Origin of the sequence: Pseudomonas sp. KCJK8993, assembly GCF_046230915.1 — a bacterium.
Taxonomy (GTDB): Bacteria; Pseudomonadota; Gammaproteobacteria; order Pseudomonadales; family Pseudomonadaceae; genus Aquipseudomonas; species Aquipseudomonas piscis.
Genome location: NZ_JBJJLO010000013.1, coordinates 20,654 through 33,872, shown reverse-complemented (window position 1 = coordinate 33,872; position 13,219 = coordinate 20,654). Strand labels below are relative to the sequence as shown.

Below are 13,219 nucleotides of genomic sequence, written 5' to 3'. Positions count from 1 at the left end.
TTGATGAACGTATTTCAAAGCACGGGGTCGGCGAGCACACATCGGTAGCTGTGCCCACCCAGGTCTCGATGGGGTGGCGGTGTTGCGGCGCAGGCGGGTCGGGCCTGCCGGCAGCGCGGGTGGAAGGCACAACCGCCTGGCAGTTCCAGGGGACTGGGCGGCTCGCCCGGCAAGGGTTCGCTCGCCAAGGGCCGATGGGGGTCGATATGCGGGATCGACTGCATCAACGCAGCGGTATAGGGATGGCGCGGGGCACCGAACACGGCATCGGTAGGCCCCTGCTCGACGATCTGCCCCAGATACATCACCGCCACCCGGCTGCACAGGCGCTGGACGATCGCCAGGTCGTGGGCGATGAACAGGATCGCCAGGTTCATGCGCTCGCGCAGCTCCAGCAGCAGGTTGATGATCTGCCCCTGGATGGACACGTCCAGCGCCGCCACGCATTCATCGGCGACGATCAAGCGCGGCTCCACCGCCAGCGCCCGGGCGATCCCCACCCGCTGGCATTGGCCGCCACTGAGTTCTCCCGGCTTGCGCCCGGCCAGTTCCGGGCGCAGCCCGACCAGGCTCAGCAACTCGTCGACCCGGCGCGCAATCAACGGCGCCGCGATCACGCCCTGTATCCGCAGCACTTCGGCGATGGCCTGGCCGATGCTCAGGCGCGGATTGAGCGCGGCATAGGGGTCCTGGAAGATCATCGCGGTCTGCCGGCGCAGGTGCTGGATATCCAGCTTGCGGCCGCGCGTCACGTCCACGCCATCGAACAGCACCTGGCCTGCGTGGATATCATTCAGGCGCAGGATGGCGCGACCCAAGGTGCTCTTGCCGCTGCCCGACTCGCCCACCAGCCCCAGGATTTCCCCCGGGGCAAGATGCAGCGACACCCCGTTGACCGCTTGCAGCCACTGCGGCTTGAAACCGAACAAACCCGTGCCGGGCGCGGCGAAGCGCACCTCCAGATCCTTCACTTGCAGCAGGCTCATGACGGGCTTCCAGCCAGCAAGGGGTAATGACAGGCCACCCGCGTACCCTGCCCCAGGGCTTGCATGTCCGGCAGCGCCTGCGCGCAACGGCTGCCCGGCTGGAGGCAGCGGGGATTGAAACGGCAACCCACCGGCAGGGCATCGAGCAACGGCGGCTGGCCGGCGATGGTGCGCAGCCGGGCTTCACCGGCGCCATGGGTCGGCTGGCAACCGATCAGCGCCGCGGTATAGGGATGTCGTGGATGGGCCAGCAGCGCCTGCTTGTCGCCGTGTTCGCAGAGCCGGCCGGCGTACATCACCGCGATGGCATCGCAGGTCTGGGCGACCACGCCCAGGTCGTGGGTGATCATGATGATCGACAGCCCATGCCGGTCGCGCAGGTCCAGCAGCAGGCGCAGGATCTGCGCCTGCACGGTGACGTCCAGGGCCGTGGTCGGCTCGTCGGCGATCAGCACCTGGGGATTGCAGCCCAGGGCCACGGCGATCATCGCCCGCTGGCGCATGCCGCCGGAAAACTCGTGGGGGTAGCTGTCGATCCGCCGCTGCGGGTCGGGAATGCCTACCTGGCGCAGCACATCGATGGCCTTGGCCCGCGCCTCGCGCCTGGAGGCACCCTGGTGCAGGCGGATACCCTCGGCTATCTGCTCGCCGATGCGCATCAGCGGGTCGAGATGACTGCTGGGGTTCTGGAAGATCATCCCCAGGCGCCGACCGCGCACGCTGCGCATACCGGCCTCATCCAGTTGCAGCAAGTCCTGGCCGGCCAGTTGCACGGCCTTGCCCTGGGCCCGCAGGTTCGTCGAAGGCAACAAGCGCATCAGAGCCCGACAGGCCATGGTCTTGCCCGAGCCGCTCTCGCCCACCAGGCCAAGGATCTCGCCCTCGGCCAGGTCGAATGACAAACGATCCACCAGGGTGACCTCACGGCCATCGTTTTGGGCGATCACGCTGAGTTCCTCGACACGCAATACCGGCGAGCTCATGAATGCCCCCCGACGTGCTCGGCGATGCCGTCGGCCAACAGGCTGAAGCCCATGGCCAGGGTGACGATGGCCAATCCCGGGAAAGTGCAGAGCCACCAGGCCGAGGTGATGAAGCTCTGGCCCTCGGCGACCATGGTGCCCCACTCCGCGGTGGGCGGCTGCACGCCAAGGCCCAGGTAGCTGACCGCTGCGCCATTGAGCAGCACCAGCACCGCGTCGGACATGGAGAACACGATCGAGCCGAACAGCGCATTGGGCAGCAAATGGCGGAACAGGATGCGCCCATGGCCGAACCCCAGGCTCTTGGCCGCCAGGACGAAATCGCTGTGCTTGAGCACCAGGATCTGCGAGCGGATCAGCCGCGCGTAGGACACCCAGCCCACCAGGGCCATGGCGATGTAGAAGTTGCTCAGGCCCGGCCCGAGGATGGCCATGATCGCCAGCATCAGCACCAGGAACGGGAAGGCCAGGATCACATCGATCAAGCGCATGCACACCGTGTCGAAACGCCCGCCGATGTAACCGGCCAAGGCGCCGATGCAGGTGCCGATGAGGAACGGGAACAACACGCCGATCACCGCCAGCTGCAAGTCGATGCGCGCGCCCCAGATCACCCGGGAGAAGATGTCGCGCCCGAAGTTGTCGGTGCCAAAGGGGTGGGCCAGGCTCGGCGCCAACAGGCGGATATCGGTGTTCTGCACGATCGGGTCGAAAGGCGCGACCCACGGCGCGCAGAACGCCAGCAGCAACCAGCCGCCGACAATGGCCAGGCCCAGCACCGTGGCCAACCGACCATTGCGCAAACCCAGGCCCAAGCGCCCGACAGGGATCGAGGCCTGGACGCTCATCGCATGTTCACTCGGGGATCGATCGCCACCGTCACCACGTCGGCGAGGAAGTTGACCAGCACCGTGGGACAGGCCAGCACCATGGCCACGCCCTGCACCACCATATAGTCACGGGTGAAGATGCCGCGCACCAGCAACTGGCCGATGCCGGGAATGGCGAACAGGCTTTCGATGACCACCGTGCCGCTGATCAGCCAGCCGATGTTCACCGCCAGCAGGTTGACCGCCGGCACCAGCGAATTGGGCAAGACATGCCGACGAAAGATCGCCCCTTCGGACAAGCCTCGGGCCCGGGCAGCAGTGGCGTGGTCGGCCTGCAGCTCCATGAGCATGCTGGCCCGCAGGTTGCGCACCAGCACCGCCGATAGCGCCAGGGCAATGGTCAGGCACGGCAGGACCAGGTGGTGCAGCTTGTCGGCCAGGGTGCGGCCATAACCCGAGACCGGGAACAGCCCCAACTGCACGCTCAACAGCAGGATCAGCATGATCCCCAGCCAGAACGCCGGCATGCCGAGGCCGGCGGTGGTGAACAGGCGGATCAGGTGGTCGCTCCAGCCGCCCTTGTTGCGCGCCGCCAGCGTGGCCAGGGGAATGGCGATCAACAGCGCCAGCAACACGCTGCCGGACACCAGCAACAGCGTCGGCTCGATGCGGCTGGCAATCAGCTTGAGGGCATCGACCTTGTACAGCAGCGACTGGCCGAGATCGCCCTTGAGCAGGTTTTTCAGAAAGTAGAAGTACTGCAGCCACAGCGGCTGGTCGAGGCCGTACTGGGCGCGGATCTTGATCAACGCATCCGGGGTACTGCGCGAGCCCAGTAACGCCCGTGCCGGGTCGCCAGGAATCGAGCGCACCAGCACGAAGGTGATCAGGCTGATGCCGAACAACACCGGCAAGAGCTGCAGCGGGCGCGACAGGATGAAGCGATAACGCGCCAGGTTCATGCACTAGCTCCGGTGGCGCTGCAGAAAGTCCAGCAACACCGGGAAGTAGGCCTGGGGTTCTTCGTAGAACGGCATATGGCTGCTGTTGGGGAAGACATGCAACTGGGCATCCTTGAGCGCCATCTTCATGCGCATGGCGCAGGCCGGGGTCAGCTCGTCGTGCTGGCCGGTGGTGATCAGCACCGGCATCTCGAAGCCGGCCATCTCCTGGATGCGGTTCCAGTCCTTGAGATTGCCGGTATAGAGGAATTCGTTGGGGCCCTGCATGGTGACGTACGGCCCCATGTTCCAGTCGCCCAGGGAACGGTTCACCGGTGCCGGCCATTGGTCCAGGCGGCACACGTGCCGGTAGTTGAGCAGGGTGACCGCGGCCTGGTACTGGGGATGATCCAGGGTGCCCATGGCCTCGTGGCGCTGCATCATGGCCACGGTCTCGCTGCCCAGGGCGCTGCGTAGGCGCTCCAGTTCCAGGGACAGGTGCGGCAGGTCGCCGGCGGTGTTCTCCAGGATCAGGGTCTTGAGGGCCTGGGGATGATGGATAGCGTATTCGATCCCCAGCCAGCCCCCCCAGGAATGCCCCAGCAGGTGGACCTGGCCCAGCTCCAGGGTCTGGCGCACGGTCTCCACCTCGGCCACGTAGCGGCCGATATCCCATAGCGCCGGGTCGGTGGGCCGGTCCGAGGCGCCGGTGCCCAGTTGGTCGAAGGCAATCACCCGCAACCCGTGCTCCTTGAGCCAACCATGGCTATCGCGCAGGTAATCGCAGGGCAGGCCCGGGCCGCCGTTCAGGCACAACAGCACCTCATCGCCTTCGCCAAAGCCATAGGCCACCAGTGTGTGACCATCGACTTGCACTTCGTATCGCTGGTCTGGCTCGACTTCACGCCACATCCTTGTTCTCCATCTGGTCAATGCCCTTTTGGCGCAACCTTACCGAGGAAGCCGTACGTCCATAACCTAGTATTTCCTATAGGTTTGGCCTGGCAGTCCTTTACCCGGGCGTGGCATTCTACCGGCCCGATTTCAGGATTGAAATTGCCAAGGGAGCTGAATGGATGCAGACCAAGCTGTCTGATTTCAATGCCCGTCTCGTGCCCGGCAGGAGCCTGGACGAACAGATGGACAACGTATTGCGCATGGCCCGGGCGCTGGGCTTCGATGCCCTGGTCTACGACTACAGTCCGGTACCGCTGGACCACGAGGGAATACTCCTCACCCCTTCGGTGGTCAGGCTGCGCAACACCCCCGATGACTGGCAGTCGCTCTGGTGCCAGGAAGGCTTCTACCAGATCGACCCTGTCCAGCACGTGGCGGTCAATGCCGTTTCCCCTTTTGCCTGGTCCTATCGCCCGGAAGACGAGACGGTGCTGCAGCGGTTCATGGACCGCAACCACGCACCCGTGATCAGCTACCTGCACGATTCGCAGATGACCTGCGGGGTCACCGTGCCGATCCACCTGCCCAAGGGCGGCTTTGCCACCCTGACGGGGCTGCGCTCGGACCCCAGCGCCGGCTCCCTCGCCGATGCCCGCCAGGCCCTGGGGGATTTCACCCTGCTCTCCCACGCCCTGCAGGAAGCGGCCTTCCCGCTGCTGGCCAAGGAGTCCCAGGCCTGCCCGATCCACCTGACCAAACGCGAGCGCGAATGCCTGAAACTCGCGGCCGACGGGCTGACCGCGGGCGAAATCGCCAGCCGCCTGAGCCGCTCGCTGGCCACCATCACCCTGCACCTGACCTCGGCGATGCACAAGCTGGGCGCCAAGAACCGGGTCCAGGCCGTGGTCAGGGCCACCCACTACCGCCTCCTGGATAGCTGAGCCGGTAAAAACCTATCTGTTTCTCTAGTTATCCCAGGGGCTGGGCGCCGGTATCTTGTGTTGCAGGGTTTTTCACAGAGCGGCATGAAATGGAATTTCTCGCAACACGCGAAGGCTTCGCATCTTTTGGTCCCTACCAGACCTGGTATCGCATCACCGGCGACCTGGACAGCGGCTACACGCCGCTGGTGGTCATCCATGGCGGCCCCGGCTGCACGCACGACTACCTCGATGCCTTCAGCGACATCGCCAGCAGCGGGCGCCCGGTGATCCACTACGACCAGTTGGGCAACGGCCACTCGACCCACCTGCCGGAAAAGGACCCTGCGTTCTGGAACCTGCAGCTGTTCCTCGAAGAACTGGACAACCTGCTGGACCACCTGCGCATCAGCAACGACTACGCGCTGCTGGGGCAATCCTGGGGCGGCATGCTGGCCAGCGCCCATGCGGCCCGGCAGCCGGCCGGCCTGCGCGCGCTGATCGCCGCCAACGCCCCGGCGGACATGCGCACCTGGGTCGAGGAAGCCAATCGCCTGCGCCAGCTCCTGCCGGAGGATGTGCAACAGACGCTGCTCGAGCACGAGCGGGCCGGAACCTACGGGGCCGCCGAATACCTTGCCGCATCACGGGTGTTCTACGACCGCCATGTGTGCCGGATCAGCCCCTGGCCGGACGAAGTGGCGCGCACCTTCGCCCAGGTCGATGCCGACCCGACCGTCTACCACGCCATGACCGGCCCCAACGAATTCCACATCATCGGCAACACCAAGGACCTGTCCATCGTCGATGGCCTGCACCGGATCAAGGTGCCGACCCTGTTGATTTCCGGGCGCCACGACGAAGCCACGCCCACCGTGGTCAAGCCGTTCCTGGACCACGTCCCGGATATTCGCTGGGCGCTGTTCGAAGCCTCCAGCCACATGCCCCACATCGAGGAGCGCATGGCCTGCATGGGCACCGTGGTGAAATTCCTCGACGAATCCCTGGCCCACTGATCCACCAGCCCTCTGCCGGGCCTGGGCCGGCACCCAGGACTCAATCGTCAACCCTTGCAACCTCCAGAACGTCGAGCATGACCTGCTCCAGGATCTCGAAGAAACCTCTGATGTGCGCCTGCTTCAGCGCCTGAGGCCGAGTGACCAGATAGACCTCCATATCTGGAATTTCAAGATCCGGGAACACCTCGGTCAGGTCCCTCGCCAGAAGACGCGGCAGTACCGCCACACCCAGGCCGCGCCTCACCGACTCCAGTTGCACGGCGAACGAGCCCACGCTGATTTGCCCACGGCCCAGGCCCGCCGCCTTGGCAGCACGCATTTGCGGCAGCATATCCAGCGGAGGAAGCAAGGCGATGTTGGCCGCCGTCGCCAAGGTCACCTGCGGGAACCGCTTCAGGTAGCTGGCCTGGGCGAAGACGCCATAAGCGAGCTTGCCCAGGGGCCGATAGATCAACGAGGGCTCGCCCAAGTGCACGGTGCGCACGGCAATATCGGCCACGCCGCGAACGATTTTGTGAAAGTCGCCACTGACCAGAAATTCCACGGAGCAGCGCGGATGCAGGGCCGTAAAGCGACTTGCTGCCTCCAGCACACAAGAAGAAAACCCCTCTCCGGCACTGACCAGGACAGTGCCACACAGCTGCGCCTGCCCCCTGGACAGATCCGTCGCCGTTTGACGCCTCAAGCCGGCTTCCGCCGCCAGAGCCACTTCCACCAGGGACTGGCCACGCGCGGTCAGCCAACAGCCTTCAACGCCTCGCTCGACGAGCGGCTCACCCAGGGCCACTTCCAGTTGGGTCAGGCGACGGGACACCGTCGACGCCGCGATACCCAACAGCTGGCCCGCCTGCAGAAAACTGCCACGCCGCGAGACGGCCAGCAGCAGCCGGAGATCGTCCCAATTTGCCTGCAACGACATACCTTCCATGCCCCTTGGTTTGCATAAATGCAAAGCCATTATGCAGTAGTCGCTGTTTTTCAAGCACGGTCTCGCCGGTATATCTACCGGCCTTCGAAACCACTGGAATGCAATCTATGACGACAGGCCCCCACGACTACGCAGAACGCGCCGCTCGCGCCTTCAATCACCGTGACCTGGACTCGATGCTCGCGCTGGTATGCGAAGACTTCATCTACCTCGATGGCATGGGCATGCAAAGCGGTCGTGAATCCATGCGCAAACGGGAGACCGCCCTGTTCGAGGCGTTCCCTGATGCCCACGTGACCCTCACGCCCTTTATCGTCGCTGACGACCGGCTGGCCCTGAGCGCCCTGTTGACCGGCACCTTCACCGCCCCTCTGGTACTGCCGGGCCGGGTCATCCCGCCTCATGGGCAACCGGTGGCCGTGCGCTACAGCGCACACTTCACCTTCACAGACGGGTTGGCCCGCCGCGAAGAAGTGTTCTTCGACAGCGCAGCGTTGATGTCCCCTGCCGACCAGCAGGAGGGTTGAGCCATGGGTACTGTATTCGTGACAGGTGCCACCGGCTTGCTGGGCTACAACCTGGTGCGGGAACTGGTCGCCCGTGGCTACACCGTCAAGGCCCTGGTGCGCTCAAGAGCCAAAGGTGAGCAGCAGTTCAGCGATCTGCCGGGGGTGAGACTGATCGTGGGCGACATGGCCGACATCGAGGCCTTCGCACCTTCGCTGCGAGGCTGCGATACGGTGTTCCACACGGCGGCGTTCTTTCGCGATAACTACAAGGGTGGCAGCCACTGGGCAACCCTGGAAAAGATCAATGTCACAGGTACACGAGACCTGCTGCACCACGTCTACCGCGCGGGCATACGCCGGTTTGTCCACACCTCTTCGATTGCCGTGCTCGACGGCGCCCCCGACACCTTTATCGATGAGACCTGCCTGCGCGCCGAAGCCGATGCGGATGACTACTACCGCAGCAAGATCCTCGCCGACCGCGAGGTCTTGAGCTTCCTCGACACCCATCCGCAGATGCATGCCTGCATGGTCCTGCCCGGCTGGATGTGGGGCCCGGGCGACAGGGGCCCGACGTCCTCGGGACAGTTGGTCAAGGATGTGTTCGACGGCAAGCTGCCCGGGCTGATCCCGGGCACCTTCTCTGTGGTCGATGCCCGTGACGTGGCCTGGGCCCAGATTTCCGCGGCCAAGAATGGCCGGCGAGGAGAGCGCTATCTCGCGGCGGGTCGAAACCTGAGCATGCGTCAGTTGGTGCCGCTCCTGGGGCGTATTGCGGGCGTCAAGACCCCTACCCGGCAACTGCCACTGCCCGCGTTGTACCTGTTGGCGGCGGTGCAGGAGGTCTACGCGCGCCTGACCGGCAAGCCCGTCTTGCTGAGCATGGCCACGGTGCGCCTGTTGGTACGCGAGGAGAACCGGACCAGCTTTAACCACCGCAAGAGTGAACAAGAGCTTGGCGTGAGTTTTCGCGCGCTGGAGCGAACTGTTTCTGACACCGTGGCCTGGTATCGGCAACATGGCGGGTTCACGAAGACCAAGGACGAAGGCCAGCAGTGAGCAAGACAATCATCCTGATGCGTCACGGCCAGCCAAGGATCGCCGCAGCCGAAAAGATCTCAATGCTCGAGATGAAGGACTGGATCGCGCAATACAACCGATCCGAAGTCATCCGCGCCCCTGCGCCGGAAGCCAGCCTGCAACTCGCCGCCACCGCCAGCACCGTTGTTTCAAGCAGCGCGCCTCGTGCCCTGTCTTCCGTCGAGGTACTCGGGCTGCAACCTGCCGTGGTCGACGCGCTGTTCTGCGAAGCACAACTGCCCCATGGTGGCTGGCGATTTCCCCGGTTATCGCCGTTTACCTGGGCCTTCATCTTTCGCGTCCTGTGGCTGTGCGGCTATTCGAGCAACGTCGAATCCTTCGGTGCTGCAAAGCAGCGTGCCAGCGCCGCCGCTCAACGGTTACAGGCTCTTGCCGGCGATGAACCGGTGCTGCTGCTCGGTCATGGCGTCATGAATCGGATGATTGCCAAGCAACTGCTGGCAAGCGGATGGACTCGCCAACAGCGTAGTGGCAGCCGCTATTGGAGTGCGTCGGTGTATCACTACGCAGGTGTCTAAACGGTGCTCGCCACAGCACGATCTGTCACGCGGTAGCTTGTGAGTCGGGGCTCAGCGCTCCGACATCACCACCATCACTTCCGCATCCTCGTTTCCCTCGGCCAGGTAGATATGGCCGATGCTGCTGTTGAAGTAGGCGGTTTCCTGCGGCCCGATGCTCACCTGCTCCCCCGTCTCGAACTGGATGCACACCCGCCCGGACAGCACCAGGGCGAACTCCTGGCCGGGATGGCGGATGTAGTCCTCGAACTGCTGCAACTCACGGGCGAAGATCCGCGCATACATGGGCGTCATGTTGCGCCCGGGGAAATCACCGGCCATGGGGTGGTAGTCATAGTTGCCGGTGCTGTAGCCCGGCGCGTCGGCGATGGTGGTGCTGACCACCGTGGGCTGCACCGCCCGGCTGGCCATGGCCGACGGGGCGAACAACTGGGCGATATCGACACCCAGGGCCCGGGCCGCCGCCGCGAGCTTTTCATAACTTACCGAAACCTGGGCCAGCTCCATTTTTGACAAGGTCGACAGCGCCACGCCGGAACGCTCCGAGAGCTGCTTGAGGGTCAGTTTCTGCGCCTTGCGGATGCTACGCAGGCGCGCGCCGACCTGGGTCCGGTCGGTCAGTGGATGGGCGGGGGAGCACGAGGTGGGCTGGGCTCGGTCGGCACTCATGGAGGCTCTCTGTCAGGCGGATAAGGACTGCCACGACAGGAGCCGGGGCAATGGCGAAATATTACCCCATGATCTCCGGTTGACTGGAAAATTCTCATATCTTAGATTTCTCTTATGCGAGAATTTTTCTCGCGACCTTTTTTCGGACAATGAAGGTAGTTCGCCATGCACGACACCCCATGCTTCGACTTCGTCATCATCGGCGGCGGTATTGCCGGCGCCTCCCTGGCCTACCGCCTGGCCGGCCAGGCCAGCGTGCTGGTGCTGGAACGCGAATCGCAGCCGGGCTACCACGCCACGGGGCGCTCGGCGGCGATGTTCATGGAGGCCTACGGTACCCCGCAGATCCAGGCCCTGACTCGCGCCAGCCGGGCCTTCTACCAGCAACCGCCGGAAGGCTTCAGCGAGCACCCGCTGCTCGAACCCCGGGGCTGCCTGTATGTCGCCAATCACGAACAGCTGGAGCAACTGCAGCAGACCTACGACGAAACCCGCGCCCGTTCCGCCAACGTGAGCCTGATCGACACCGACCAGGCCCGGGCGCTGGTGCCCTGCCTGCGTCCCGAAACCACCGCCGGCGCCATGCTGGAAACCGCCGCCCAGGACCTGGACGTGCACGCCCTGCACCAGGGCTTCCTGCGGGCCATGCGCCGCTCCGGCGGAACCTTGCAGTGCGACGCCGAGATCGTCGAAGCCTTGCGCGCAGACCGCCATTGGAACCTCACGCTCAAAGATGGCCAGCGGCTGCAAGCCCGCAGCCTGGTGAACGCCGCCGGTGCCTGGGCCGACGAAGTGGCCAGGTTATGCGGCGTGGCGCCCATTGGCCTGCAACCCTGCCGGCGCAGCGCCTTCACTTTCGAGGGCCCGCAAGACACCGACTTCAGTCGCTGGCCGGCGGTGATCGGCATCGATGAAAGCTTCTACTTCAAGCCCGATGCCGGCCAGTTGCTTGGCTCTCCGGCCAATGCCGACCCGGTGCCGCCCCAGGACGTGATGCCCGAGGAGCTGGACATCGCCACCGGCATCTACCACATCGAGAACGCCACCTCGCTGAACATCCGCCGTCCGCGCCACAGCTGGGCCGGCCTGCGCTCCTTCGTCGCCGACGGCGACCTGGTGGTGGGCTGGGACGACGAATGCGAAGGATTCTTCTGGCTCGCCGCACAGGGCGGCTACGGTATCCAGTCGGCCGCCGGCGTCTCGCAACTGGCCAGTGCCCTGCTGCTGGGGCAACCGATCCCCGAAGAGCTGTTGAGCCAAGGCGTCGATCCGCAGCGCCTGGCCCCTGAACGCTTGCGTTAATCCAAAAACCCCGTCCACGAGGAATATTCCATGTCCAACGAAATCCAGCGTTACCCCAGCTCCCTGCCCCTGCCCTTTTCCAGGGCGATCCGGGTCGGCGGCTTCCTGTTTCTCTCCGGGCAGATCCCCATGAGCGCCGAAGGCGAAGTGGTACGGGGCGATATTCGCATCCAGACCGACGCGGCCATGCAGCGTATCGGCGACACCCTGGCCGAGTGCGGCGCCAGCTTCGACCAGGTGGTGAAAAGCACCGTCTGGATCACCGACATGCAGCACTTCGCCGGCTTCAACGAGGTGTACCAGGGCTACTTCAAGAACGGTTTCCCGGTGCGCTCCACGGTCGCTGCGCAACTGGCGCTGGGTGTGGACGTAGAGATCGAAGTCCAGGTCTGGGTCGGGGACAACTGAGCCACCCGCCCAACCTTCAAGTGCGATGCCCAGGATGACCACGACCCTCCAGCGCCGTGGCGTCCTCCTTACATAACAAGAACAATCCGAGGCCAATCGTCATGAAAGAAAGTCTGAAGATCGCCGGCGCCTTCGTCGGTGTGATTGTCGGGGCGGGGTTCGCCTCCGGCCGGGAACTGCTGCTGATGTTCGTCGACTTCGGCGTCTGGGGCCTGCTCGGGGCCGTGGTCAGCGCCGCGCTGTTCACCTTCCTCGGCATGGCCCTGGCCAGCCTCGGCAGTCGCTTGCGGGCTGCCTCGCACAAGGACGTGGTGCATGCCCTGTGCGGCCGGCACCTGGGCGCCCTGGTGGACTTGATGATCACCTTCTTCATGTTCGCCGTGACCGTGGTCATGCTCGCCGGCGGCGGGGCCTTGCTGGAGCAGCAGTTCGGCATCCCGGCGATCACCGGCAGCGTGCTGGTCACCCTGGTGGTAGTGGCCATCGTTTGCCTGGACGTGCACAAGGTGATCGGCATGATCGGCGCGGTGACCCCGTTCCTGATCGTCACTGCCGTGGGCATCGCCCTGTATGGCGCCGCGACCCGCCACCTGGACTTCCAGCAACTCGACCAGCTGGCCGGCCGGCAGCAGGCCGGGGCCAGCCACTGGCTGCTGGGCGCCCTGCTCTACGTCTCCTACAACATCGTCGCCGGCGTGCCGATCCTGGCGATCATGGGTGGCGCGGCCAAGGGCGAGAAACAGGCCATGTGGGGCGGCATCCTCGGTGGCGCGCTGCTGGGCCTCTTGATGCTGGTCATGAGCCTGGGCCTGTTGTCACGCCTGGACAGCGTGGCGGACCTGCCGATGCCGATGCTGTCGATCGCCAACGAGGTCTCGCCGCTCCTGGGCCTGCTGATGGCGCTGATCATCTTCTGCATGATCCTCAATACCGCCGTCGGCACCCTGTACTCCTTCTCCGCCCGCCTGTTGCCCGCCGGCACCCGGCAGTTCCGCCTCGGTTCCATCGCCGCCGGGGCCCTGGCCTTCGCCGGCAGCCTGGTGGGCTTCATCAGCCTGGTGGGCCAGGTCTACCCGTTCTTCGGCTACCTGGGCTTCCTGCTGATCGCCGCCGTGGTCATCGGCTGGCTGCGCCCACGGCGGCTGGCCATGGCGTAAGGCGCCAGTTCGGATAGGCTCGGTACAAGCCACAAAAGCCCGGCCTGAACC

15 protein-coding genes are annotated in these 13,219 nt (G+C 64.9%); 8 read left to right on the top strand and 7 right to left on the bottom strand.

Features of this window, described 5'->3' with window-relative positions:
- Nucleotides 1–14: 14 nt before the first annotated feature.
- Genes ACK6AU_RS06745 through ACK6AU_RS06725 form a run of 5 tightly spaced genes read right to left on the bottom strand, consistent with a single transcriptional unit; the run spans nt 15 to nt 4,652 of the window.
- On the bottom strand, nt 15–986 hold the full coding sequence (locus tag ACK6AU_RS06745) for an ABC transporter ATP-binding protein (RefSeq protein ID WP_409298401.1): 972 nt from the start codon (nt 984–986) through the stop codon (nt 15–17).
- Nucleotides 983–1,969, bottom strand: coding sequence for an ABC transporter ATP-binding protein (locus ACK6AU_RS06740; protein ID WP_185697711.1), 987 nt, complete (start codon nt 1,967–1,969; stop codon nt 983–985). Before ACK6AU_RS06740 ends, ACK6AU_RS06745 begins: the two co-directional genes overlap by 4 nt.
- Entirely contained in the window at nt 1,966–2,817 is an 852-nt protein-coding gene (locus ACK6AU_RS06735) for an ABC transporter permease (protein ID WP_185697710.1), read from the bottom strand. Before ACK6AU_RS06735 ends, ACK6AU_RS06740 begins: the two co-directional genes overlap by 4 nt.
- Nucleotides 2,814–3,761 (bottom strand): ABC transporter permease, encoded by a 948-nt coding sequence (locus ACK6AU_RS06730; RefSeq protein ID WP_409298398.1) that lies wholly within the window; start codon nt 3,759–3,761, stop codon nt 2,814–2,816. Before ACK6AU_RS06730 ends, ACK6AU_RS06735 begins: the two co-directional genes overlap by 4 nt.
- A 3-nt stretch (nt 3,762–3,764) precedes the next feature.
- A complete protein-coding gene (locus tag ACK6AU_RS06725) occupies nt 3,765–4,652 on the bottom strand; it encodes a proline iminopeptidase-family hydrolase (protein WP_409298396.1) in 888 nt (295 codons plus the stop codon).
- 164 nt (nt 4,653–4,816) lie between these two features.
- On the opposite strand from ACK6AU_RS06725, the gene ACK6AU_RS06720 reads away from it, so the two are divergent.
- A complete protein-coding gene (locus ACK6AU_RS06720) occupies nt 4,817–5,578 on the top strand; it encodes a LuxR family transcriptional regulator (RefSeq protein WP_185697707.1) in 762 nt (253 codons plus the stop codon).
- A gap of 89 nt (nt 5,579–5,667) precedes the next feature.
- On the top strand, nt 5,668–6,573 hold the full coding sequence (locus tag ACK6AU_RS06715; RefSeq protein WP_409298393.1) for a proline iminopeptidase-family hydrolase: 906 nt from the start codon (nt 5,668–5,670) through the stop codon (nt 6,571–6,573).
- 40 nt (nt 6,574–6,613) lie between these two features.
- On the opposite strand, the gene ACK6AU_RS06710 is transcribed toward ACK6AU_RS06715, so the two are convergent.
- The gene (locus ACK6AU_RS06710) at nt 6,614–7,495 is read right to left on the bottom strand and encodes a LysR family transcriptional regulator (RefSeq protein WP_409298391.1); all 882 of its coding nucleotides are present in this window, start codon (nt 7,493–7,495) and stop codon (nt 6,614–6,616) included.
- Between the two features lie 116 nt (nt 7,496–7,611).
- On the opposite strand from ACK6AU_RS06710, the gene ACK6AU_RS06705 reads away from it, so the two are divergent.
- The 3 genes from ACK6AU_RS06705 to ACK6AU_RS06695 are packed head-to-tail and all read left to right on the top strand — an operon-like array spanning nt 7,612 to nt 9,632.
- Nucleotides 7,612–8,031, top strand: coding sequence for an ester cyclase (locus ACK6AU_RS06705; RefSeq protein ID WP_409298389.1), 420 nt, complete (start codon nt 7,612–7,614; stop codon nt 8,029–8,031).
- Nucleotides 8,032–8,034: 3 nt separating this feature from the next.
- Complete coding sequence (locus tag ACK6AU_RS06700; RefSeq protein ID WP_409298387.1) at nt 8,035–9,072, top strand: SDR family oxidoreductase; 1,038 nt, start codon at nt 8,035–8,037, stop codon at nt 9,070–9,072.
- A gap of 17 nt (nt 9,073–9,089) precedes the next feature.
- Nucleotides 9,090–9,632: a histidine phosphatase family protein gene (locus ACK6AU_RS06695; RefSeq protein WP_409298446.1), complete on the top strand. Its 543-nt coding sequence runs from the start codon at nt 9,090–9,092 to the stop codon at nt 9,630–9,632.
- Between the two features lie 51 nt (nt 9,633–9,683).
- On the opposite strand, the gene ACK6AU_RS06690 is transcribed toward ACK6AU_RS06695, so the two are convergent.
- Entirely contained in the window at nt 9,684–10,301 is a 618-nt protein-coding gene (locus ACK6AU_RS06690) for a helix-turn-helix domain-containing protein (protein WP_409298385.1), read from the bottom strand.
- 165 nt (nt 10,302–10,466) lie between these two features.
- On the opposite strand from ACK6AU_RS06690, the gene ACK6AU_RS06685 reads away from it, so the two are divergent.
- The 3 genes from ACK6AU_RS06685 to ACK6AU_RS06675 all read left to right on the top strand — a co-directional run bounded on the left by ACK6AU_RS06685 (nt 10,467) and on the right by ACK6AU_RS06675 (nt 13,168).
- Complete coding sequence (locus tag ACK6AU_RS06685) at nt 10,467–11,603, top strand: FAD-binding oxidoreductase (protein ID WP_185697702.1); 1,137 nt, start codon at nt 10,467–10,469, stop codon at nt 11,601–11,603.
- Between the two features lie 30 nt (nt 11,604–11,633).
- The gene (locus tag ACK6AU_RS06680; RefSeq protein WP_185697701.1) at nt 11,634–12,011 is read left to right on the top strand and encodes a RidA family protein; all 378 of its coding nucleotides are present in this window, start codon (nt 11,634–11,636) and stop codon (nt 12,009–12,011) included.
- Nucleotides 12,012–12,112: 101 nt separating this feature from the next.
- A complete protein-coding gene (locus tag ACK6AU_RS06675; RefSeq protein WP_185697700.1) occupies nt 12,113–13,168 on the top strand; it encodes a hypothetical protein in 1,056 nt (351 codons plus the stop codon).
- Nucleotides 13,169–13,219 lie beyond the last annotated feature (51 nt).

Coding starts and splice junctions, on each gene's coding strand:
- ACK6AU_RS06745 (WP_409298401.1), bottom strand. CDS start 986: ATGAGCCTGCTGCAAGTGAAGGATCTGGAGGTGCGCTTCGCCGCGCCC.
- ACK6AU_RS06740 (WP_185697711.1), bottom strand. CDS start 1,969: ATGAGCTCGCCGGTATTGCGTGTCGAGGAACTCAGCGTGATCGCCCAA.
- ACK6AU_RS06735 (WP_185697710.1), bottom strand. CDS start 2,817: ATGAGCGTCCAGGCCTCGATCCCTGTCGGGCGCTTGGGCCTGGGTTTG.
- ACK6AU_RS06730 (WP_409298398.1), bottom strand. CDS start 3,761: ATGAACCTGGCGCGTTATCGCTTCATCCTGTCGCGCCCGCTGCAGCTC.
- ACK6AU_RS06725 (WP_409298396.1), bottom strand. CDS start 4,652: ATGTGGCGTGAAGTCGAGCCAGACCAGCGATACGAAGTGCAAGTCGAT.
- ACK6AU_RS06720 (WP_185697707.1), top strand. CDS start 4,817: ATGCAGACCAAGCTGTCTGATTTCAATGCCCGTCTCGTGCCCGGCAGG.
- ACK6AU_RS06715 (WP_409298393.1), top strand. CDS start 5,668: ATGGAATTTCTCGCAACACGCGAAGGCTTCGCATCTTTTGGTCCCTAC.
- ACK6AU_RS06710 (WP_409298391.1), bottom strand. CDS start 7,495: ATGTCGTTGCAGGCAAATTGGGACGATCTCCGGCTGCTGCTGGCCGTC.
- ACK6AU_RS06705 (WP_409298389.1), top strand. CDS start 7,612: ATGACGACAGGCCCCCACGACTACGCAGAACGCGCCGCTCGCGCCTTC.
- ACK6AU_RS06700 (WP_409298387.1), top strand. CDS start 8,035: ATGGGTACTGTATTCGTGACAGGTGCCACCGGCTTGCTGGGCTACAAC.
- ACK6AU_RS06695 (WP_409298446.1), top strand. CDS start 9,090: ATGCGTCACGGCCAGCCAAGGATCGCCGCAGCCGAAAAGATCTCAATG.
- ACK6AU_RS06690 (WP_409298385.1), bottom strand. CDS start 10,301: ATGAGTGCCGACCGAGCCCAGCCCACCTCGTGCTCCCCCGCCCATCCA.
- ACK6AU_RS06685 (WP_185697702.1), top strand. CDS start 10,467: ATGCACGACACCCCATGCTTCGACTTCGTCATCATCGGCGGCGGTATT.
- ACK6AU_RS06680 (WP_185697701.1), top strand. CDS start 11,634: ATGTCCAACGAAATCCAGCGTTACCCCAGCTCCCTGCCCCTGCCCTTT.
- ACK6AU_RS06675 (WP_185697700.1), top strand. CDS start 12,113: ATGAAAGAAAGTCTGAAGATCGCCGGCGCCTTCGTCGGTGTGATTGTC.